The organism is uncultured Shimia sp. (assembly GCF_947493595.1).
Taxonomy (GTDB): Bacteria; Pseudomonadota; Alphaproteobacteria; order Rhodobacterales; family Rhodobacteraceae; genus Shimia.
Genome location: NZ_CANLRL010000002.1, coordinates 621,593 through 642,730, shown reverse-complemented (window position 1 = coordinate 642,730; position 21,138 = coordinate 621,593). Strand labels below are relative to the sequence as shown.

19 protein-coding genes are annotated in these 21,138 nt (G+C 57.9%); 10 read left to right on the top strand and 9 right to left on the bottom strand.

Annotated features, from left to right (window positions below; translation table 11 throughout):
- Nucleotides 1–235: 235 nt before the first annotated feature.
- The 3 genes from Q0955_RS08605 to Q0955_RS08595 form a co-directional block, all read right to left on the bottom strand.
- Nucleotides 236–1,573: an ABC transporter permease gene (locus Q0955_RS08605; RefSeq protein ID WP_299423058.1), complete on the bottom strand. Its 1,338-nt coding sequence runs from the start codon at nucleotides 1,571–1,573 to the stop codon at nucleotides 236–238.
- 1 nt (nucleotide 1,574) lies between these two features.
- Nucleotides 1,575–2,411 (bottom strand): ABC transporter ATP-binding protein, encoded by an 837-nt coding sequence (locus Q0955_RS08600; RefSeq protein WP_299423231.1) that lies wholly within the window; start codon nucleotides 2,409–2,411, stop codon nucleotides 1,575–1,577.
- A gap of 123 nt (nucleotides 2,412–2,534) precedes the next feature.
- Entirely contained in the window at nucleotides 2,535–3,533 is a 999-nt protein-coding gene (locus tag Q0955_RS08595) for an ABC transporter substrate-binding protein (protein WP_299423055.1), read from the bottom strand.
- 404 nt (nucleotides 3,534–3,937) lie between these two features.
- Between Q0955_RS08595 and Q0955_RS08590 the strand changes: the two genes are divergently transcribed.
- The 5 genes from Q0955_RS08590 (at nucleotide 3,938) to pta (ending at nucleotide 10,470) form a co-directional block, all read left to right on the top strand.
- Nucleotides 3,938–5,338 carry an aminotransferase class III-fold pyridoxal phosphate-dependent enzyme gene (locus tag Q0955_RS08590; protein ID WP_299423053.1) on the top strand — a complete coding sequence of 467 codons (1,401 nt, stop codon included), beginning with the start codon at nucleotides 3,938–3,940 and terminating at the stop codon, nucleotides 5,336–5,338.
- A 99-nt stretch (nucleotides 5,339–5,437) separates the two neighbouring features.
- A complete protein-coding gene (locus Q0955_RS08585; protein ID WP_299423050.1) occupies nucleotides 5,438–6,022 on the top strand; it encodes a GNAT family protein in 585 nt (194 codons plus the stop codon).
- A 44-nt stretch (nucleotides 6,023–6,066) separates the two neighbouring features.
- Nucleotides 6,067–7,527, top strand: coding sequence for a PLP-dependent aminotransferase family protein (locus Q0955_RS08580; protein WP_299423047.1), 1,461 nt, complete (start codon nucleotides 6,067–6,069; stop codon nucleotides 7,525–7,527).
- 113 nt (nucleotides 7,528–7,640) lie between these two features.
- Nucleotides 7,641–9,422: a sulfoacetaldehyde acetyltransferase gene (gene xsc / locus Q0955_RS08575; RefSeq protein ID WP_299423045.1), complete on the top strand. Its 1,782-nt coding sequence runs from the start codon at nucleotides 7,641–7,643 to the stop codon at nucleotides 9,420–9,422.
- A gap of 4 nt (nucleotides 9,423–9,426) precedes the next feature.
- Nucleotides 9,427–10,470, top strand: coding sequence for a phosphate acetyltransferase (gene pta / locus Q0955_RS08570; RefSeq protein ID WP_299423042.1), 1,044 nt, complete (start codon nucleotides 9,427–9,429; stop codon nucleotides 10,468–10,470).
- Between the two features lie 14 nt (nucleotides 10,471–10,484).
- Here pta and Q0955_RS08565 read toward each other — a convergent pair whose 3' ends face one another.
- Nucleotides 10,485–11,336 (bottom strand): phosphate acyltransferase, encoded by an 852-nt coding sequence (locus Q0955_RS08565; RefSeq protein ID WP_299423040.1) that lies wholly within the window; start codon nucleotides 11,334–11,336, stop codon nucleotides 10,485–10,487.
- A 32-nt stretch (nucleotides 11,337–11,368) separates the two neighbouring features.
- Here Q0955_RS08565 and Q0955_RS08560 point away from each other — a divergent pair, with 32 nt between their 5' ends.
- The 5 genes from Q0955_RS08560 (at nucleotide 11,369) to Q0955_RS08540 (ending at nucleotide 17,973) form a co-directional block, all read left to right on the top strand.
- Nucleotides 11,369–12,505: a citrate/2-methylcitrate synthase gene (locus Q0955_RS08560; RefSeq protein ID WP_299423037.1), complete on the top strand. Its 1,137-nt coding sequence runs from the start codon at nucleotides 11,369–11,371 to the stop codon at nucleotides 12,503–12,505.
- Nucleotides 12,502–13,257 (top strand): sulfite exporter TauE/SafE family protein, encoded by a 756-nt coding sequence (locus Q0955_RS08555; RefSeq protein ID WP_299423035.1) that lies wholly within the window; start codon nucleotides 12,502–12,504, stop codon nucleotides 13,255–13,257. Before Q0955_RS08560 ends, Q0955_RS08555 begins: the two co-directional genes overlap by 4 nt.
- A gap of 144 nt (nucleotides 13,258–13,401) precedes the next feature.
- On the top strand, nucleotides 13,402–16,212 hold the full coding sequence (locus tag Q0955_RS08550; RefSeq protein WP_299423032.1) for a molybdopterin oxidoreductase family protein: 2,811 nt from the start codon (nucleotides 13,402–13,404) through the stop codon (nucleotides 16,210–16,212).
- Between the two features lie 127 nt (nucleotides 16,213–16,339).
- Nucleotides 16,340–17,101, top strand: a complete 762-nt coding sequence (locus tag Q0955_RS08545) for a 4Fe-4S dicluster domain-containing protein (protein WP_299423030.1) — start codon at nucleotides 16,340–16,342, stop codon at nucleotides 17,099–17,101.
- On the top strand, nucleotides 17,101–17,973 hold the full coding sequence (locus Q0955_RS08540) for a DmsC/YnfH family molybdoenzyme membrane anchor subunit (protein ID WP_299423027.1): 873 nt from the start codon (nucleotides 17,101–17,103) through the stop codon (nucleotides 17,971–17,973). The genes Q0955_RS08545 and Q0955_RS08540 overlap by 1 nt, the downstream gene beginning before the upstream one ends.
- Here the strand turns inward: Q0955_RS08540 and Q0955_RS08535 are convergent.
- The 5 genes from Q0955_RS08535 to Q0955_RS08515 are packed head-to-tail and all read right to left on the bottom strand — an operon-like array spanning nucleotide 17,970 to nucleotide 21,136.
- Nucleotides 17,970–18,620, bottom strand: a complete 651-nt coding sequence (locus Q0955_RS08535; RefSeq protein WP_299423025.1) for a DUF1523 family protein — start codon at nucleotides 18,618–18,620, stop codon at nucleotides 17,970–17,972. The genes Q0955_RS08540 and Q0955_RS08535 overlap by 4 nt on opposite strands.
- Nucleotides 18,621–18,634: 14 nt before the next feature.
- Nucleotides 18,635–18,901, bottom strand: a complete 267-nt coding sequence (locus Q0955_RS08530; RefSeq protein WP_299423022.1) for a hypothetical protein — start codon at nucleotides 18,899–18,901, stop codon at nucleotides 18,635–18,637.
- 3 nt (nucleotides 18,902–18,904) lie between these two features.
- Nucleotides 18,905–20,254 carry a DUF6638 family protein gene (locus Q0955_RS08525; protein WP_299423020.1) on the bottom strand — a complete coding sequence of 450 codons (1,350 nt, stop codon included), beginning with the start codon at nucleotides 20,252–20,254 and terminating at the stop codon, nucleotides 18,905–18,907.
- On the bottom strand, nucleotides 20,255–20,884 hold the full coding sequence (locus Q0955_RS08520) for a hypothetical protein (RefSeq protein WP_299423017.1): 630 nt from the start codon (nucleotides 20,882–20,884) through the stop codon (nucleotides 20,255–20,257).
- Nucleotides 20,885–21,136, bottom strand: a complete 252-nt coding sequence (locus Q0955_RS08515; RefSeq protein ID WP_299423014.1) for a hypothetical protein — start codon at nucleotides 21,134–21,136, stop codon at nucleotides 20,885–20,887.
- Nucleotides 21,137–21,138 lie beyond the last annotated feature (2 nt).

Below are 21,138 nucleotides of genomic sequence, written 5' to 3'. Positions count from 1 at the left end.
GGCCTGTCCGTTGGAACCCTGCGTGATGGGAACGAGAGGTGTCGCTGATGCGCCTGTCAGGTCTCTTAGGATAAGACAAACCCCGGCGCGGCATGCTCACGCGGCTGCGCAACGACACGCTCCACATATAGTGCCCGCTGCCAAAGTCAACCTTCGCAGCAAAAAGGACCGATGCTTTTGCACCGGTCCTGATTTCATTTCTTACTGGATTTTGCGGTGGCCCCGCTCCGCGAGATCAAGCCCTGCCTTTCCATGGCACCAGATATTTCTCGGCCCAGCGCATCAACATATCAATTCCAAAGCCAATGATACCAATCAGGATAATGCCCATCAAAACGATGTCGGTGTCCTGAAACTTAGATGCAGCCACAATCATCTTACCCACACCTTTTTCCGCCGCAACAAGCTCTGCGGCCACAACCGTGCCCCAACAGACCCCCATTGCAACCCGGGCAGCTGTGAAAATCTCTGGCAATGAGTTTGGAATGATCACATGACGCAGGATCTGCTTTTTGCTTGCCCCAAGAGAATAGGCTGCGTGCACCTTGGTGATATTAACGCCGGACACGCCGGAGCGCGCGCCAATCGCCATGATCCACAGTGCGGCAAGGAACAACAGAATGATTTTGCCCTGCTCGCCAATCCCGGCCCAGATGATCACCAGAGGAATCAGCGCCAAAGGCGGCACCGGGCGCATGAATTCCACAATTGGATCAAACCAGCCGCGGAACCAATTGGACAGGCCCATGGCATAGCCAAGCGGAATGCCAACCGCCGCACCCAATGCAAAACCGACAATCACGCGGAACAGTGAATAGCTCAGGTGCTCTGCCAATGTGACGTTCTGATACCCGTCCTGGCTCACCGAGATCAGCCGCTTCCACACGCTTTCCGGCGCAGGCAACCAGATGTTCTCCATCTGCCAGCCCTTGGAGGGTTCAAAGTTCAGCGTGCCTTTGTCGGTCAAAGCCACGCGGCCAAAACCGACCTGCACATCGGTGTCCCGATCAATCGGTTGCCCATCCACGGCAATGATTTTAGCACCGCCCTTACGGGTCACCTCATCATTGGCATCCCAGCGCAGCAGTTTTGACCGGTAAGCCTGCACCACAAGGACGTCATCTTTGGCAATCCCGTCATTCTCCGCGGCAACAGGCGCCTCGGGTTTTTCGCCCGCTTTGTGCACCAGAACATTGACTGTCGCGTCGGCCTTTTGGCCGTCTTCGGCTTCCACCGTGTAGGTGAACGTCGCCTCACCGACAAACGGACCAGGTGCGTGCAGGAATTTGGGCAACAATGATGATCCGGTAAAGGCTCCCCAAATCACAAAGATCAACACAATGGATATCACCGAGGCCGCTTTGTTGGAGATAACCGCACTTTCGTCTCCAAAGGTAACCGTTTTCAGCGACGTGTAATCCTGCGTTGCCGCAAGGCGTTGCTTGACCTGCGTATAGAGGAAAGAGGCCAACAGTATCAGCCCCACATAGAGCGCCACATACGGCAGCGCGCCCACCACCGAAATCAAAAGCGTAATCAGCTCACCGCCAAGATCTGCAAAAATCTGTCCCATCTTATGCATTCTCCTCAGTGCGGCCCATGATCTCTTCTTCCATGTTCCAAATCATGTTGAGGATCTCTTCGCGGGTTGGCGCGTAGTCGGGATGTTTTTTCACCTCCCGCAAATCCGCGCCCACGCCCATATCCGCAAACGGCAGGCGGTATTCCTTGTGGATACGTCCCGGTCGTGGCGCCATCACCAACAGCCGCTCTCCCAGCAAAAGCGCCTCTTCCACCGAGTGGGTGATCAGAATGATGGTCTTGCCGGTTTCTTTCCAAAGCTTGAGCACAAGACTTTGCATCTTCTCCCGCGTCAACGCGTCCAGCGCCCCCAATGGTTCATCCATCAAGATCACGTCTGGGTCATTGGCCAAGCACCGCGCCAAAGCCACACGCTGCTGCATCCCGCCAGACAGCTCGTAGACCATCTTTTCCTTGAAGTCCTGCAAGCCCACCACGTCGAGTAGATGATCCACAATCTCGGCGCTCTCCGACTTGGGCATGCCCTTCATATCAGGGCCAAATCGCACATTGTCACGCACGCTCATCCACTCAAACAACGCACCTTGCTGGAACACCATGCCACGCTCGGCATCCGGCCCAAACACTTGGTGCCCGTTCAGCACAATTCGCCCTTCCGTGGGCGCCAAAAATCCTGCCACAATGTTCAACAATGTGGTTTTGCCGCAGCCCGAAGGCCCCAGCACGCTCAACAATTCGCCTTGCTTGAGATCAAGGCTCACGTCCTTTAACGCCTGAACATGGCTGCCGTTGGGCAGGTCAAAGCGCATGGACAGATTTTCGATGGATAAACCCCGGTCCGACGTGTCTTTTTCTGATGTTACACTCATGGTCCCTATCTGACGTTGGGCATCGCCCCCGCGACGCACGGCGGTTTTCCCGCCTGTTCTCATTGGGAAGTCGTTGAAAACAAAGCCCACATCCAAAGGTGCAGGCTTTGTCATTCTTTGTGCTTACATGCCTTTGGCAGCGTCCAACGGGCCAGTGTTCACCGCGCCATCATAGCTGTCCAATGCGCTTGGGATCGACCCCGCGCCAACAAACACGCCCGCAACACCTTTCATGAAGTCCTGCGCTGTGCCGCCCAGCCAAGCGCCGCTCAGCTGTTCATCCACAGTTGGGAATTTGAAGGTCGCAAGTGTGGAGGCCGTGTCTTCCTCTGTCATACCGGCATCTTTGGCAATCACAGGCAGCATCTTCGCCTGATTGTCTTTGTCTGCCCACATTGCGTTGGCTTCGGCTGTCACAGCGAGGAACTTGGCCAGCATCTCGCCTTCTTCGGCAATGTAAGATGCAGGCGCTGTGGTGGCGTCAAACACCAGAATGCCCAGCTCTTCTTTCTCAGCCCCGGTCAAAAGCACGTTGCCATGCTCGGTCATACGACGCAGCGCGCCGCCCCAGCCACAGGCCATGTCCAGCGATCCCTGTGCCAGTGCCGCAGCACCTTCCGCAGGCGCCATGTCCACCACTTCCATGGAGGCCACATCCACACCGAAGTGGTTCATTTGGCTCAGGAAACCGTAATGCGCCGCAGTGCCCAATGGCACGGCCACTTTCTTACCGGCCAGCTCCGCCGCACTGTCTTTGTCGATCTCAAGACCCGCCGCCACTACGCAGTTGTCGTTGTCGGAATAGCTCACGGCCACATCTACAATCTGGATGTCCTGACCCGCCGAGGCTGCAACCACAAACGGCGGCACACCTTGGCTCACAGAAATCTGCACGTCACCAGAGGCCATTGCCGCACTCATCGCGGTGCCGGTGTCAAAGCTCACCCAATTGATCTTGGTGCCCATGGCTTCTTCATACATGCCGGTCTGCTTGGCGTATTGGAACGGCATCGGCCATTCAAGGAAGTAGGCCACCGTAATCTCGTCGGCCATTGCCGCCTGCGCTCCCAGCAACATAGCGGTCGAGGCCGCCGCACCCATCAGCGTCGTTTTCAAGCTCATAATCATTTCTCCCGTTGTCGATTCTGGCGCGAAATTCGAGCCGGGGTCGTCGGGCCTTGAGCCTCTTTTTTGATCACCGGCAATGCGCGTCCTCCTTGAGGGGAGCGGAAATTTGGACACCGATCAATGTTTTTTTCAGCAATTCGCCAACACGAACCCGTGTCTTTGGCCATACAAAAAAATTTGACCGTTTGGTTGAAATCGTTATAAATTAGGGTTTTGAAGCCATCTTCACCTCTTTTTGGACGCATGCCGTCAGAATACTGGCCTTACACAGGCAAATTTTCTGGCCCTATAATCTTGCTTGAAAAAGTCGCGAGGATGGATTGGAAATCGTCACAACGGGCGTGATCCGCGTCCACACAGCAACTTAAAGTAGACTCGATACTAGGGAGACTCGCGCCATGGATGGCACATTGAAAGACAACGACCTCAGCCATGTCGTGAACGCAGACAAAGCGCACGTATGGCACCATCTTGTGCAGCACAAGCCGTTCGAAACCAATGATCCTCGCATCATCATCGAAGGCAAAGGCATGCGCGTATGGGATCAAAACGGCAAAGAGTACATCGACGCCGTCTCCGGCGCGGTCTGGACCGTTAACGTCGGCTATGGCCGCGAGCGCATCGCCAATGCGGTACACGCCAACCTGATGAAAATGTGCTATTTCGCCAACGCCGCAGGCAACGTGCCAGGTGCGCTCTATGCCGAGAAGCTGATTGAAAAAATGCCCGGCATGAGCCGCGTATACTACTGCAACTCCGGCTCAGAAGCGAATGAGAAAGCCTTCAAACTGATCCGCCAGATTGCCCATAAGAAGTACGGCGGCAAGAAAACCAAAATTCTCTACCGCGACCGCGACTACCACGGTTCCACTTTGGCCGCGATGTCCGCCGGGGGACAGGACGAACGCAACATGCAATACGGCCCGTTCGCGCCAGACTTCGTGCGTGTGCCACATTGCATGGAGTATCGCAAAGACGAGTTGGGGCTCGGCCATCTGTCCGGACGCGAGTTCGGAATCGCCGCCGCAAACCAGATCGAAGAGGTGATTCTGCGTGAAGGCGCAGACACCGTCGGCGCCCTTTGCCTTGAACCCGTGACCGCAGGCGGTGGCGTGATCACCCCGCCCGAGGGCTATTGGGACCGTGTGCAGGAAATTTGCAAACAGTACGACATCCTACTGCACATCGACGAAGTGGTCTGCGGCATCGGCCGCACCGGCACCCACTGGTTTGGCTATCAGCACTACGGCATCAAGCCAGACTTTGTGACCATGGCCAAAGGGGTGGCCTCAGGCTACGCGGCGATCTCCTGCATGGTCACCACCGAAGAAGTCTTCGAGATGTTCAAGTCTGACCCGTCTGACAAGCTGGACCACTTCCGCGACATCTCCACGTTTGGTGGCTGCACCGCTGGCCCTGCCGCAGCGCTGGAAAACATGGCGATCATCGAAGAAGAAGGCCTGCTGGAAAATTGCACCGCCATGGGCGAGCGCATGATGGCCAACCTTCAGGCTCTGATGGAGAAGCACGAGGTCATCGGCGACGTGCGCGGCAAAGGCCTGTTCCTTGGGTGTGAGCTTGTGAAAGACCGCGAGACCAAGGAACCGGTGGACGAAGCCGACATCGCCGCCATTGTTGGCGATTGCGGAGCGCAAGGCGTGATTATCGGTGCGGCCAACCGCTCGGTACCGGGCCGCAACAACGTGATTGCTTTCTCCCCGGCACTGATCGCCACCGCAGATGACATCGACGCCATCACCGATGCGGTCGACAACGCGCTGACCAAAGTGTTTGGCTAAAACAGAACTGCAACGTCAGGTGACGGTGTCCTCCCGCCGTCACCCCGCGCCGCTTGCCTCATGGGGCGGGTGGCGCTTGTTTCTGTGAAAGGAAAATCCATGTGGCCCGCCCCAGTCTCTTTGTCTGGCACATATGTGTCACTGGCCCCGCTTTCTCAGGACCACGCCCAAGATTTGGCAGAGGCCTCCGCTGACGGTGATCTGGCTTCTCTTTGGTACACCATGGTGCCCGCCCCCAGTGACGTGCCCGCCAACATTGACGCGCGGAACGCAACTTCTGGCATGACGCCCTTTGCCATCCTTGATCCGAAGGGCAAAGCCGTGGGCATGACCACCTATATGAACGCCGACGCAACCAATCGGCGGGTGGAAATCGGATCCACTTGGTATCGCGCATCGGTCCAGCGCGGGCCTATGAACACCGAATGCAAACTGCTGATGCTGCGCCACGCCTTTGACGATCTGGCCTGCATCGCAGTGGAGTTTCGCACCCATTTCATGAACCGCGCCTCACGCAACGCCATTGAGCGTCTTGGTGCAAAATTTGACGGTGTTTTGCGCAACCACATGATCATGGCCAACGGCACTTTGCGTGACACTGCGGTCTACTCGATCTGCCAACACGAATGGCCTGCAGTACGCGCAAACCTAGAGCACAAGCTAACGGCTGCGACTCAAAAGTGAAAGTCCAGTTTGCACGCCACATAAGTCCAGTATAGCCTCCCCAAATGGCCATATCTGTCGAAACCTTCTTTCTTGCACCCGGTTTTCAGGGAACACTGCAGGCGCAAATTCAGCAACTCATCGCCGAAGGCATTCTCTCAGGTCGGTTTCGACGTGGCGAGAAACTGCCCTCATCGCGCAAACTGGCCACGCACCTCGGCGTGTCCCGCATCACTGTGACGCTCGCCTACACCGAACTACTGGCCAATGACTACCTGACCTCCCGCGGTCGATCCGGTTACTACGTCAGCGAAAACGCCCCAGTCCCGCCGTCTTTTGATCCGCCCAAACCGCGCGAAGACCGCATCGATTGGGCCCGCGCGTTGGGACGTCGCTATACCGGCGGCGATACGCCGGACAAACCCAAAGATTGGGCCAATTACCGCTTTCCCTTTGTCTACGGACAAACCGATCCAAGCCTGTTTGACCACGCCAATTGGCGGCTCTGCGCCTTGCAGGCTTTGGGGCAAAAGGACTTCACCGCGCTCACCGCCGACTACTACGACCAAGACGATCCAGAATTGGTCGAATTCATCGCCCGCAACACCTTGCCCCGCCGTGGCATCATCGCCCGCCCCGAAGAAATCCTGATCACCCTAGGCGCCCAAAACGCCCTCTGGATCGCGGCACAAATCCTGCTGACCCAACGCCGCACCGCCGCTATTGAAAATCCCTGCTATCATGCGCTGCGCGACATCCTGAACCAATCACGCTGCCACGTGGACGCCATTGACGTGGACCGCGACGGGCTCAACCCCGCACTGATCCCAAACGAAGCCGATGTGATTTTCACCACACCCAGCCACCAATGCCCGACCACCGCCACCATGCCGATGGACCGCCGTCACGCCCTGTTGGAACACGCCCGCAACATCGACGCCTTGGTGGTTGAAGACGACTACGAATTTGAAATGTCCTTTTTGGACGCGCCCTCTCCCGCGCTGAAATCACTCGATACCGAAGGCCGCGTGATCTATGTTGGCAGCTTCTCAAAATCGCTCTTCCCCGGCCTTCGCCTTGGATATCTCGTAGGCTCCGAAGCCTTCATCCGCGAGGCCCGCGCCCTGCGTGCCTCCGTTATTCGCCACCCGCCCGGTCACATCCAACGCACCGCCGCCTATTTCCTGTCGCTGGGCCACTACGACGCCCTCATCCGCCGCATCCGCGAAGCCCTAAAGGCCCGCCGCGCCGTCATGCAGGATGCAATTGAGCACTATGGCTTAACGGTCGCAGGCCAAGGCGCCTTTGGCGGATCCTCTTTCTGGATGCAGGCCAATTCTGAGGTGGATACCGAAGCACTTGCACAGACGCTTAAGTCTGATGGCGTGCTCATTGAGCCCGGCCACTCGTTCTTCACAAACGAATCCCCACCCAAAAACTTCTACCGTCTTGGCTATTCCTCCATTCCGTCTGAGCGCATCCCCGAAGGTGTAGCCCGCATCGCCCGCGCGCTCAGCCAAGGTTAAACTGGACACATCCGGCCACCCCATCTGGCCCTAACCCCAGATTGCCGCAGTTCGTACTTTCCTTGCAAAAGAAACGCCCACCGAAAGAGTCGGCGCAGCATGGAGTTTGCCTCATGAAAATGACCACCGAAGAAGCCTTTGTGAAAGTGCTTCAGCGCCACGGCATCGAGCATGCCTTTGGAATCATTGGCTCCGCCATGATGCCTATCTCGGACCTCTTCCCCAAAGCGGGCATCATGTTCTGGGACTGCGCCCACGAAGGCTCCGCTGGCATGATGAGCGACGGCTACACCCGCGCCACCGGCAAAATGTCGATGATGATCGCGCAAAACGGCCCCGGTATCACCAACTTCGTGACCGCCGTAAAAACCGCCTACTGGAACCACACCCCACTCCTGCTGGTCACCCCACAGGCCGCGAACAAAACCATCGGTCAGGGTGGCTTCCAGGAAGTCGAGCAGATGAAGCTGTTTGAGGACATGGTGGCCTATCAGGAAGAAGTGCGTGACCCCTCCCGTGTGGCCGAAGTCCTCACCCGCGTAATTAGCCAAGCCAAGCGCCTCTGCGGCCCGGCCCAACTCAACATCCCCCGCGATTTCTGGACTCAAGTTGTTGATATCGAGATCCCAGATCCCATCGCATTTGAAGCCTCCTCTGGCGGCACAAACTCCGTGGCAGACGCAGCCAAACTGCTGTCCGAAGCTAAGAACCCGGTGATCCTCAACGGCGCTGGCACCGTTCTGTCCGAAGGCGGCATCCCAGCATCCATCGCGCTGGCCGAACGCCTCGATGCGCCTGTCTGTGTGGGCTATCAGCACAACGACGCTTTCCCGGGAAACCACCCGCTGTTTGCTGGCCCTCTGGGATACAACGGCTCCAAAGCGGGCATGGAACTCATCAAAGAGGCCGACGTTGTTCTGGCCCTTGGCACCCGCCTGAACCCATTCTCCACTCTGCCAGGCTACGGCATGGAATACTGGCCAGCCGACGCCAAAATCATCCAAGTCGACATCAACCCCAACCGCATCGGTTTGACCAAGAAAGTCGAAGTCGGCATCGTGGGTGACGCCGCCAAAGTGGCCACTGGCATTCTGGAGCAGCTCACGGATACCGCAGGCGACGCAGGTCGCGAGGACCGCAAAGCCCGCATTTCCAAAACCAAATCGGCCTGGGCACAACAGCTGTCCTCGATGGACCACGAAGACGACGATCCGGGCACAACCTGGAACGAGCGCGCCCGCGCCGACAAACCGGACTGGATGTCCCCACGTATGGCCTGGCGTGCGATCCAATCCGCCCTGCCGCGCGAAGCCATCATCAGCTCCGACATCGGCAACAACTGTGCCATCGGCAACGCCTACCCCTCTTTTGAGGAAGGCCGCAAATACCTCGCACCCGGCCTGTTTGGCCCCTGCGGCTACGGCCTGCCCGCTATTGTTGGTGCCAAAATTGGCCAGCCGGATGTGCCAGTCTGCGGCTTTGCCGGTGACGGAGCCTTTGGCATCGCGGTGAATGAGCTGACCGCCATTGGCCGCGGCGAATGGCCTGCAGTGACGCAAATCGTCTTCCGCAACTACCAGTGGGGCGCGGAGAAGCGGAACTCCACCCTGTGGTTTGACGACAACTTTGTGGGTACCGAACTCGACACCCAAGTGTCTTACGCTGGCATCGCACAGGCCTGTGGCCTGCAAGGCGTTGTTGCCCGCACCATGGACGAGCTGACCGCCGCGCTGAACAAAGCCATCGACGATCAGATGAACCACGGCAAAACCACCCTGATCGAAGCCATGATTAACCAGGAACTGGGTGAGCCTTTCCGTCGCGACGCGATGAAAAAGCCTGTTTCCGTGGCCGGTATCGACTCGGCTGACATGGTCAAACAGACCGGAAGCTGACCCCTTGAAGCCGCTCCGCCAAATACTTGGTGCCGCCAGCGGCTCTGACAAAATCATCGCCCTTGCTGAGGGCGATGATCCCCGTGTGGTTGAGGCCGCACTTTTGATCCGTGAAGAACAGGTTGCACGGGTCCTTTTGGTTGGCGATCCAGCCACAATTGCGGAGCATCTTGCCGCCCACGGCACCACCCCCGAGGAGGTTGCCGCCACAATCAAGATCCACGACCCCAACAACTCGCCGCTTTTTGATGACTTCCGTGACGCCTTGGTGTCACTGCGCGCCCACAAAGGCATGACACCCCAAATTGCGTCCGAGCAGGTCCGCAACCGTCTGACCTATGCCGCTCTCTTGGTGCAAACGGGCCGCGCCCACGGCACCGTCGGCGGCGCTGCTGAAACCACATCCGACACCGTGCGCACCGCACTTCAGATCATCGGCAAAGCGCCAGATGCTGCCATGGTCTCCTCCTTCTTTTTCATGCTCTACTGCAAGGAGCACCACACCGTAAAAGGCGCACACATTTTTGCGGATTGCGGGCTTGTTGTGGATCCTGACGCAAATGAAATGGCCGAAATCGCCCGCGCCTCTGCGGCGTCTTATCGGGCTCTGACCGGCGAGACGCCACGCGTCGCCATGCTGTCTTTCTCCACCGCAGGAAGCGCCGATCATCCCAAAGTGTCCAAGGTGGTGGCGGCAACCCATCTGGCCAAAGTGGCCGATCCCGACCTGATCATCGACGGAGAGCTTCAGTTCGACGCAGCCTTTGTGCCCGAAGTTGCCGCCTCAAAGGCCGGCAAATCCGCCCTTGGCGGCGCAGCTAACGTCTTTGTCTTTCCAAGCCTGAACGCAGGCAATTTGGGCTACAAAATCGCGCAACGTGTTGGGGGGGCAACGGCCATCGGTCCTGTGCTGCAAGGTCTGGCAAAACCTGCCAATGACCTGTCTCGCGGTTGCTCAGCCGAAGACATCCTGCACATGGTCGCGGTCACCGTTGCCCAGTCCGATGCATTGGATCAGGCCAAAAAGGCATCGGAGGGGGCCGCATGACCCCCGCCCCTGCATCAGTCCAGCGCCAGCGTCACAATGGTCGCGGCAACAATATCCTGCGCGCTTGCACCACGACTGAGGTCGCAAACCGGCTTGCGGAATCCTTGGAGAATTGGCCCCAAGGCTTGCGCTCCGCCCAGAGCAACCGCCAATTTGTAGGCAATGTTGCCCGCATCCAAATTCGGGAACACCAGAACATTTGCATCACCGCCCCCCGCGCCCTTACGCGCGGCAACATCGGGGATCAGCGCGGCGTCACCTTGCACCGGCCCTGTGAAACCGCTCAACTCGGCCGCCTCACGCACTTTGTCGACACTGGCGCCCGCACCGCTGGTGCCGGTGGAAAACGACAACAACGCCACCCGCGCCTCGCCCAGCAACGCTTCTCCGCTGCGCGCCGAGGCTGTGGCAATCGCCGCCAAACCTCCGGCATCGGGGTCCACTGTCAAACCACAGTCGGCAAAGACCAACGACCGGCCATCCGGGAAATTCATCAGGAAGAAGCTCGACGGCACGCTCACCCCTTCGGCCAAGCCAATCGCCATGGAAGCCGCCTCGATCACACGCCGCGTTGGCGCTTCAGCACCCGCTGTCATGGCGTCCGCCTCTCCGGCCGCGACCATCGCGGCCGCCCGATAGAGCGGCTTCTCGACAAGACGTCGAGCGATCCGCTCTTTCATGCCGCGCGTTTCGATCAACGCCTGCACATAGCGTTCTGTGTTATCACCAAGTGTCACAGGCCGGCACAGGCCATCCCGATCCAACGCCCGCATGGCTTCGGCTGTGCGCGGCTCTTTGTGTTCGGGGAACACAACCCGCGCGTTTTTCGCTGCCACTTTGGCCGACAGCGCATCCATAAACTTCATGTATACCTCCGTATACGCAACAGGAGCCATCCGTGACCGAAAACGTCAAGATCAACCGCGGCCTCAAGGGCATTTATTTCGAGCGTTCTGGCGTCTCCCACATCGATGGCGCCAAAGGCGAATTGTCTTATCGAGGCTACTCCATCCACGATCTCGCCACGCAGTCCACCTTTGAAGAAGTCTGCTATCTGCTGATCCACGGTGAGCTGCCTTCCGAAGCAGAATTGGCCACGTTTGACGCCGCTTTCAAGGCAGCCCGCGAACTGCCAGATCAGGTCTACGACATCATCCGCGCCACCAAAGACGGTCACCCGATGGACGTGCTGCGCACCGCCGTCTCCGCCCTCGCTGCGCTGGAGGCCGACAGTCAAAACACAGGCCCCGACGCTTTCCTGACCAACGGCCTGCGCCTGACTTCTCAGGTCCCGATGATCATTGCCGCGCATGAAAACATCCGCAACGGTCGCGACCCTGTTCCCGCCGACAAAACCCTATCGCACGCCGCCAACTGGCTCTGGATGCTGAAGGGTGAAAAACCCTCCGAAGATGCCGCCAAGCTGGCCGACGTCGACTTCATTCTGCACGCCGAACACGGCGCCAACGCCAGCTCCTTTGCCGCCCGCGTCACCATCGGCACCGATACCAATCTGCACGGCGGCATCGTCACCGCGCTTTCAACGCTCGCTGGCCCCGCCCACGGTGGCGCAGCCGAAGACGTGATGAAAATGGTGCACGAGATCGGCACGCCCGACAACGCTGCTGCCTACGTGAAAGCCAAACGCAAGAACCGAGAAGCCGTGACCGGCTTTGGCCACCGCGTCTACCGCGCCGAAGACCCCCGCGCGCGCCACATGCGCGACGGCGTGAAAAAACTTGGCGAGGAAATGGGGGCGCCCGAGTGGTACGAAATCCTGCAAGGCGTTGTTGACGCAATGAAGCCCTACGCCCGCCATGGCCTCAACGTGAACGTCGATTTCTACTCCGGCGTGATCTACCAACTGCACGGCATCCCAATGGACCTCTACGTGCCCATCTTTGCCATCGGCCGCATGCCCGGCTGGATCATCCAATGTATCGACCAACAGGAGAGCAACATCCTGATCCGGCCCCTGACGCTCTATAATGGCCCTGACATGCGCGCCTATACACCAATGAAAGAGCGTTCATGATCGACGCTCTCGCCCTGCCAACAGATCACTTTCTCTGGCTCACCCTGATTTGCTTCGTCGCCGGTATGGTGCGCGGGTTCTCAGGCTTTGCCCTGTCGGCAGTTGTGATGGCCGTGGGCGTGGTTTTCTTGCCGCCCATCGCTCTGATCCCGATCCTGTGGTTTCAGGAAATGACCGCCTCACTCCTGATGGTACGCGGTGGCTGGCAAGAGGCCAATCACCGCACAGTGCGCGGACTGGTGATTGGCTCGGCCATTGGCCTGCCGATTGGACTCGCTCTCACGCTATCTTTGCCGGTTGAAACATCAAAGCTCGTCGCCCTCAGCGTGATTGTCACCCTCGCAGCGACACAGCTCACCAAACTGCGCCTGCCCTTTCTCGCGTCTCGCTCTGGCCTTTGGGGATCAGGTGTTCTGGCAGGCATCGTCACCGGCCTTGCCCACGTCGGCGGCATGGTGGTGGCCCTCTATGTACTGGCCTCCAACGCTCCGGCCCGCGAAATGCGCGCCTCACTGGTGCTCTACCTCTTTGTCTCCTCAATGGTCTCGCTGATCACCCACTTGTTGTTTGGCGTCATGACGAGCCAATCCGCCCTTCAAGGCCTGGCGCTCGCTCCTGCCTCAGCCCTTGGCGTGATCGCAGGGAAAGCTCTTTTCCGCCCCAATTGGGAGCCTTATTACAAACCGTTCTGCCTCTGCCTGCTAATTGGGCTCGCCACCCTTGGCATCCTCCGCCAAGGCATGGGCGCGTGAACCGACGTTGACGGATGACAACAATGTTCTACTGTGAATCATCATTTGAGAATGACCTCCCGTCTGTGGGTAGGCATTCGAAAGAAACCACCCACCCCTCCTTAGAGGCACTCACCCGGCACTTTGGCTGGAAAGGCACCCTTCATGGCTGACGGACAACCGCAACTCGATCTTTCTCCCAAAGTCTCCGACGAGGTCCGCAAGACCACCTGCTACATGTGCGCCTGCCGCTGCGGCATCAACGTGCACATGAAAGACGGAAAAGTGGCCTACATCGAAGGCAACCGTGACCACCCGGTCAACAAAGGTGTGCTCTGCGCCAAAGGCTCCGCAGGCATCATGCAAGTCAACGCACCCTCGCGCCTAAAAAAGCCTCTCAAACGGGTGGGTCCACGTGGCTCCGGTGAGTATGAGGAGATCAGCTGGGAAGAGGCCATGAGCACAGCTGTCGGCTGGCTCACAGAACTGCATGAAACCGCGCCGCACAAACTCGCGTTCTTCACTGGCCGCGACCAATCGCAAAGCTTCACCAGCTTTTGGGCGCAACACTTCGGCACGCCCAACTACGCGGCCCACGGTGGCTTCTGCTCGGTCAACATGGCCGCAGCGGGCATCTACACCATGGGCGGCGCCTTCTGGGAATTTGGCCAACCGGATTGGGACCACACCAAGCTCTTCATGATCTTTGGCGTGGCAGAAGACCATGACAGCAACCCAATCAAAGCGGGCATTGGTAAAATCAAGGCCAATGGTGCGAAAGTCATCGGCGTGAACCCAGTGCGCTCCGGCTACAACGCTGTGGCCGATGAATGGGTTGGCATCACACCCGGCACCGACGGTCTATTCATTCTCGCGCTCATTCATGAGCTGATGAAGGCGGGCAAGATCGACCTGCACTACCTCGCGCAATACACCAATGCCGCCGTGCTGGTGGACGCTGAAACTGGCCTACTTTTGCGCGATGTCGACGGCAAACAGTTGGTGATCGACCGCACCACCGGCAAGCCTACACCGTTTGACCAAAAAGGTGCACGCCCCGATCTGTCGGCCACCTACCGCCAAGCGGGCGTCACCCACCACACGGTGATGCACCTGATGGCCGAGAAGTATCTCGACCCACAATACGCGCCGGAAAACGTCGCTGAGAAAACCGGCATCTCCGCCCAAAAGATCAAAACCATCGCTGCCGAATTGGCCCGCGTCGCCTTTGACGAAGCCTTTGAGCTTGATCAGGAATGGACCGATTTCCGAGGCGAAACTCACAAGACCATGACGGGCCGCCCGGTCAGCTTCCACGCCATGCGTGGCATTTCTGCCCATTCCAACGGCTTCCAGACCTGCCGCGCCCTACACGTGCTGCAAATCCTCTTGGGCACCGTCGAAGTTCCCGGCGGCTTCCGCTTTAAACCGCCTTATCCAAAGCCGGTAGAGGCCCACCCGACGCCCCACGGCTACGGCCGTCCCGGCAAACCGCTCGCAGGCCCACACCTCGGCTTCCCGCGCGGCCCCGAAGACCTGCAAATCAACGAAGACGGCTCCGCCTGCCGCATCGACAAAGCCTTCACCTGGGAAAACCCCATGTCGGTGCATGGTCTGATGCACATGGTGATCTCCAACGCCCACGCGCAGGATCCCTACCCGATCGACACGCTGTTCATGTACATGGCCAACATGTCGTGGAACTCTTCGATGAACACCTCGGGTGTGATCAAGATGCTGACCGACCGCAATGACGACGGCGGCTATCGCATCCCACGCATCATCTACTCCGATGCATACAGTTCCGAGATGGTCGCCTATGCCGACTTGATCCTACCGGACACCACCTATCTGGAACGCCACGACTGCATCTCGCTGCTGGACCGCCCAATCTGCGAGGCTGACGGCGCCGCCGACGCAATCCGCTGGCCGGTGATTGAGCCTGACCGCGACGTGCGTGGTTTCCAATCCGTGCTAATCGAACTTGGCGCTCGCATCGGCTTGCCGCATTTCCTCAATGAGGACGGCACGCCAAAGTGGAAGGACTACGCCGACTACATCGTAAACCACGAACGTCGCCCCGGTGTAGGCCCGCTCGCTGGATTCCGCGGTGAAGATGGCGATCAATTTGGTCGCGGTACAGTCAATCCAGAGCAACTAGACAAATACATCGAAAACGGCGGCTTTGCGATTGAGCACGTGCCAGACGCCGCCCGCTACATGAAACCCTGGAACCAAGACTATCAGGATTGGGCGGTCAAGATCGGGCTGTTTGATGCGCCTCAGCCCTATCTGTTCCAACTTTACGTAGAACCAATGCGCAAATTCCAACGCGCCGCCGAAGGTCACGGCGACATCCAACCGCCAGATCACATGCGCGACCGCCTCAAGGAGGTCATGGACCCGCTGCCGATCTGGTACGCCCCGCTGGAAGACAGCAGCGTCGATCCGGACGAGTTTGACGTGCACGCCCTCACCCAGCGCCCGATGGCGATGTACCACAGCTGGGGCACCCAAAACGCCTGGCTACGGCAATTGCATGGAGAGAACCCGCTCTACCTCCCAACCAAACTCTGGCAGAAGCATAGCTTCTCCGAAGGCGACTGGGCACGTGTGACCTCGGTCCATGGCGAAATCACCGTGCCAGTGGCCCATCAGGCCGCGCTCAACGAAAACACCGTCTGGACCTGGAACGCGATTGGCAAACGCAAAGGCACCTGGGCTTTGTCCGAAGACGCGCCGGAGAGCAACACAGGCTTCCTGCTCAACCACCTGATTCACGAGTTGCTGCCGCCCAAAGGCGACGGCTTGCGATGGGCCAACTCTGACCCAATCACCGGCCAAGCCGCTTGGTTTGATCTACGCGTGAAAATCGAAAAGGCAGACCCGCCAACTGAAAGCCAACCGGCCTTCGATCCTATCAAGTCACCGGTCCCACAAGGCCCGGATCATTTGGAATGGAAGGTGGGCAGATGAACACACCAACCGCTTTCATTTGGCCTCAAATATCCCGGTGGTCTGGGGGCAGAGCCCCCATTCATCGAGCCAAAATACGCACCTCCGCGATACAGTCGCAATACAGACGCAATACCGACGGGGCAAAATGACCAATTTACCCACCAAAACCGACCGTACCCTCGGCCTTGTGATCGATCTGGACACCTGCGTCGGCTGCCACGCTTGTGTGATCTCCTGCAAAGGTTGGAACACCGAAAACTACGGCGCGCCTCTGTCCGATCAGCGTCCCTATGGCACCGAACCAATGGGCACGTTTTTGAACCGCGTGCACAGCTATGAGGTCCAACCAGAGCAAGGCCACGCGCAAACCGTGCATTTCCCAAAGTCTTGTTTACATTGCGAAAACGCCCCCTGCGTTACCGTCTGCCCCACCGGCGCAAGCTACAAACGCGTCGAGGACGGCATTGTGCTTGTCAACGAAGACCACTGCATCGGCTGCGGCCTTTGCGCCTGGGCCTGTCCCTATGGCGCGCGCGAGCTGGACCAAGCGGAAGGGGTGATGAAAAAGTGCACCCTCTGCGTGGACCGCATCTACAACGAAAACCTGCCCGAAGAGGATCAAATCCCCTCCTGCGTCCGCACCTGCCCCGCCGGCGCCAGACACTTTGGCGATCTCTCTGATCCCAACTCAGATGTCAGTCAACTTGTTGAAACCAGAGGCGGATTTGACCTTATGCCAGAAATGGGCACGCTTCCCGTGAACAAATACCTCCCGCCACGTCTCAAAGATTCGTGGGACGACCAAAGCCTGTTGGCCCCACTACTGGAACCCGTCGCCGAAGAACCTCAAGGCTTCCTTGGCTGGCTTGACAAAGCCCTCGACAAACTGCCTGGAGGGACCACCTGATGCATCCAGCCCCATCTGTCATTGTCTTCTCAACCCTCTCCGGCCTCGGCTTCGGTCTGCTGTTCTGGCTCGGCATTGACACCAATCCACCAACTGGCTTGCCAGCTTTCATTTTCTTTGCAGTGGCTTACGCGCTCTCTGTGGGCGGCCTGATCTCCTCAACTTTCCACCTCGGCCACCCAGAACGCGCCTGGCGCGCGTTCACCCAATGGCGCAGCAGTTGGCTATCACGCGAAGGTGTCAGCGCAGTTTTTGCTCTGCTCACCATGGGCATCTACGCCATCGACCTGATTTTCTTACAAATCCATGCCACAGCTTTGGGCCTGATCGGTGCCGCCCTGGCGCTGTTCACCGTCTTCACCACCTCAATGATTTACGCCCAGCTCGACACTGTGCCACGCTGGAAAACCCCTTTTACACCAGCGCTTTACCTCAGCCTCTCTCTGGCTGGTGGAGCCTTACTTTCGGGTCGTGTAAACATGGCCATCCTGCTGCTTGTGATCGCCGCGATCTTCCAATTCATCTGGTGGCAACGTGGTGATGCAGCCCTGTCCGACAGCGGAACCGACCTGGGCACAGCTACCGGTCTGGGCGAACGCGGCACCGTTCGCTCCATGGCACATCCCCACACCGCACCGAACTATTTGGTAAAAGAGTTCATCTTTGTGATCGGGCGAAAACACGCGCAAAAACTGCGCCGCATCGCCTTCGGCCTCACATTCGTGCTGCCCATCATCTGCCTGCTGTTACCCTTCAGCCACGTTTTGGCGATCATCGCAGTCCTCAGCCACGTTGCGGGTGTCGCAACTTCACGCTGGCTGTTTTTTGCTGAGGCCGAGCACGTGGTCGGCCTCTACTACGGCATGCGTTAACGTGCTTTTCCGCGCCAGGTGTCCAGCCAGGCGCGGAACCGTCCGCGCTTCTCTGCCAGATTGTCCCCGGCCGCTTCAAAGCTGTCCCCCATGTCTTCCAATACAGGATCAATCCGCGCCTGACGGAACCGACGCCAGCGCACATAAATTGCCCAAACAAAAGCGAAAAACACGGTCAGGATCAGGATGTTCAACCATGGAATGAACGTCACATCCGGACCATCTACAGGCTTCACACCCACCGCGTTTGGATAGATCGACAGGAACTTATTGCGCCAGCCGTAGTGCATGACCGCCACCCATTGCGGTGCATCGGCGGATGATTTCATATCCGCAGCCTCGGCCTGCAAATTCGCCGTGTCATATTTGAAGTAGGGAGGCCAGCCAGCCGAAGTATCTTCGTTGCGATAGACCATCACCTTTTCACTTGGCGATTTGGTCTGAATGAAGAACACATCGCGGTTCACATTGCCGGTTGCATTGCCGCTGTCTTCTTTCGCCCAGAAGATCGAGTTCTCGCCAAAATCGATCCGCTTTTCATAGGTATCTGTAATACGCACCACATCATGCTGCGGCAGCGTGTAGTGAAAGAACGCCGCCACAAACAGCCAGAACAGCGTCCAAAAACCCCATTTCACATAGACCATGTCTTTAGGTCCCCCTAGTGGAAATTCATAAAGTAGATCAACGCGATCACGATGGTCACAGGGATGATATAGACACCCCAGATCAATTTGCGACGCAATGAGCCGTCATAGTCCTGCAACCCCTGCTCGATAAACGCATCGCGATCGCCGCTCATGCCTTCATTGTCCCATTCCGCTTCCAGCTTGTCCCGCCGTTTGGCACGGGAATAAAGCGAGAGACAAATGTAAAAGATCGTAAGCACGACAAAGCCTACAACCCCCAATCGCCACAATCCGCCCATAGTCTACCTCCTCACCGCGCCCCACGGGCCAACCCGTGAGATCATATCCTCTGACGCCTGCCGCGTCACACGGGGCATTTCCAGCGGCGCGTCAAAGCCAAACAACGCCTCGCGCGCCCCCGCCTTATCGACCTGATACTCCCGTTCCAGAAAATCCGCCACAAAGCTTTTCTTGGTCTCCGACCAGCCTTGATAGAGGCGATAGAACACCTCCTTGTGACAGATAAACAGCTGCCGAATGTCCTTGGGCGCTAGTTCAGACAACAACATATTCACCAAGTCGCGCTGATCCGTGTCCGTGGCGCGTAGCGTGTAGAAATAGGCCGGATGGTCGCTGGTAATCTTCGGCCATTTGCCATCACTCTCCGCCCAATCCACCATCTTGCGCAGCTCATGGTATTCGGGGGGCAACTGCTCTGCATGGTTGCGGGCCAAACGGCGGATATCACTGCGCGTCGCGCCGGTCAGGTCCACGCCCGCTTCCTGCGCCGCATCCACGACGATAAAATCCATCTTCTGGCGCAGGATCGCCGCGCCATCCACGCCGCGCGCTTTCACAATTGGTTCGGCCAGATCGTTGTAGTCCAGAAACTTCGCGATCTGATTTCGGTCTTTGAAATCAAACGTGTACTTGATCGGCAGCTTGCCCAGCTCCGCCTTGTCGCCCGCCGTAATCACCGCCGGATGCGCCAAGCCGCGGAACAGGTAGACCCCGCCAAAATGCGCGGTCCAGTAGTCCTGCTGATCAAACTCCATATGTTTGAGTTTCACCGGATTGCGCGTCACATCGCCGGTGCGTTTGGCGAGCGTGATCATGTCGGCAATCAGCACATCGTCAAACCAGCCGTCTTCCTCCTGTTTGAACCGATCCGCCAACGCGCCGAGCTTCTCCGCATCGCGCAGCGTGCCTTCGGTGGTGTCCGCCTCAATTGTGACCTTGCGAATGTCCATCAGTTTTCTGGGCTGGCTCACCGAAAACACCGAGTTCACCAACTCGCCCGCCACCGCATCCCGCGCGGTCAGGGCAAAGAGCTGCGGCTCGTTTTCCTCAATGAAATGCCGCAAAATATCGCGGCTGGTGGAGAACTTGATGTTCAGAAGCGGAGCGGATTTCTGATCCGTGGTCAGCAAAATAAACTGCCGGTTGCAGCCCCCGTGGTTGAGGTAGAGATGATCGTCCAGCTCATCGCCGATCTCCGGCGAATAGCCCGAGATATCGATGTGAAAATCGGTGAGAGTGGTGGTCTTACCGGTCAAGTGTTTGAGCGCACGGTTATAGCGCTCCACCAATACCGGCGAGGCCACCTCGATCAGGTTGCCAAACATCAAGCCGCGTTGGATCAATCTATGCATTTAGTACCTCGCAGCTATATCTAGCGGAAAGCTATAGGAAAACTTGAGGATACGGCAATCCAACTTAGGACCACCAGAAACACCGAATTTGGCGAACCAACAGGTCAAAGACCCTCTTCGAAGTTGTCGGTATGCTGTAAGTTCCACCAATTCTCCGTTTTCCTTTGATCTTAAACGGAAGTAGTAATCCCCGTCTGTAGAATAGCCTTCTGTCTCGTTCGACGCGCGGATTTCGTTCATCTGAACCTCAGGATCGAGGCTCGCACTCAGAATGCAATCATCTTCGTTCGTCGCCTGAACTTTGAACAGTTGCCAGTCCCTCTCACCGGATTTGCCATCCCACTTTGGAATGAATGCTTCAGTGCGTCTAATCCCTGCGCAAAACTCTGTTGTCGTTTTGATGCTCTCCAGTTGGCGATCCAAGTCAATTATTACCCCAGTTGATGTTAGAAATGGCCTGCTAAGCTGGAACCTAGTGGCAAGTGTGCCGGACCCTCGTAGTTCAAGTATTTTTTCTTCGATGCCTCGGTATTCCTTGGAAAGTTCGGCGCGTGAAATCTGCTCTCCCGTTTGGGCACGACAAGAGATGAGAAACAACAATGCTAACAGCAGGCTGAAAATTCTGAACATTCACGCCTTCCACACATTACCCGCGACAGCTGGGTGACAGTCGTCAATTCTCTCCCGCCCGGCCTCAAGCCGGGCCGCGCCCCGCTGCACCGACAGGGTCTCGCGCAGCGAGATCCCGAGAGGTGACCTCCCCCCGGAGGGCGCGTTTGCACCGTCAGTCACACACACCAACACCTGCGCTCTTTGCACCAAACCACCAATTCCAAACCAATCCAAAGCGCCCACCAGATCGGGCACGGTCCTCATCGCCATCC

Bases quoted from the DNA above. Each gene is read 5' to 3' on its own strand.
- Q0955_RS08605 (WP_299423058.1), bottom strand. From the start codon at position 1,573: ATGGGACAGATTTTTGCAGATCTTGGCGGTGAGCTGATTACGCTTTTG.
- Q0955_RS08600 (WP_299423231.1), bottom strand. From the start codon at position 2,411: ATGAGTGTAACATCAGAAAAAGACACGTCGGACCGGGGTTTATCCATC.
- Q0955_RS08595 (WP_299423055.1), bottom strand. From the start codon at position 3,533: ATGAGCTTGAAAACGACGCTGATGGGTGCGGCGGCCTCGACCGCTATG.
- Q0955_RS08590 (WP_299423053.1), top strand. From the start codon at position 3,938: ATGGATGGCACATTGAAAGACAACGACCTCAGCCATGTCGTGAACGCA.
- Q0955_RS08585 (WP_299423050.1), top strand. From the start codon at position 5,438: ATGTGGCCCGCCCCAGTCTCTTTGTCTGGCACATATGTGTCACTGGCC.
- Q0955_RS08580 (WP_299423047.1), top strand. From the start codon at position 6,067: ATGGCCATATCTGTCGAAACCTTCTTTCTTGCACCCGGTTTTCAGGGA.
- xsc (WP_299423045.1), top strand. From the start codon at position 7,641: ATGAAAATGACCACCGAAGAAGCCTTTGTGAAAGTGCTTCAGCGCCAC.
- Q0955_RS08565 (WP_299423040.1), bottom strand. From the start codon at position 11,336: ATGAAGTTTATGGATGCGCTGTCGGCCAAAGTGGCAGCGAAAAACGCG.
- Q0955_RS08555 (WP_299423035.1), top strand. From the start codon at position 12,502: ATGATCGACGCTCTCGCCCTGCCAACAGATCACTTTCTCTGGCTCACC.
- Q0955_RS08550 (WP_299423032.1), top strand. From the start codon at position 13,402: ATGGCTGACGGACAACCGCAACTCGATCTTTCTCCCAAAGTCTCCGAC.
- Q0955_RS08545 (WP_299423030.1), top strand. From the start codon at position 16,340: ATGACCAATTTACCCACCAAAACCGACCGTACCCTCGGCCTTGTGATC.
- Q0955_RS08540 (WP_299423027.1), top strand. From the start codon at position 17,101: ATGCATCCAGCCCCATCTGTCATTGTCTTCTCAACCCTCTCCGGCCTC.
- Q0955_RS08535 (WP_299423025.1), bottom strand. From the start codon at position 18,620: ATGGTCTATGTGAAATGGGGTTTTTGGACGCTGTTCTGGCTGTTTGTG.
- Q0955_RS08530 (WP_299423022.1), bottom strand. From the start codon at position 18,901: ATGGGCGGATTGTGGCGATTGGGGGTTGTAGGCTTTGTCGTGCTTACG.
- Q0955_RS08525 (WP_299423020.1), bottom strand. From the start codon at position 20,254: ATGCATAGATTGATCCAACGCGGCTTGATGTTTGGCAACCTGATCGAG.
- Q0955_RS08520 (WP_299423017.1), bottom strand. From the start codon at position 20,884: ATGTTCAGAATTTTCAGCCTGCTGTTAGCATTGTTGTTTCTCATCTCT.
- Q0955_RS08515 (WP_299423014.1), bottom strand. From the start codon at position 21,136: ATGGCGATGAGGACCGTGCCCGATCTGGTGGGCGCTTTGGATTGGTTT.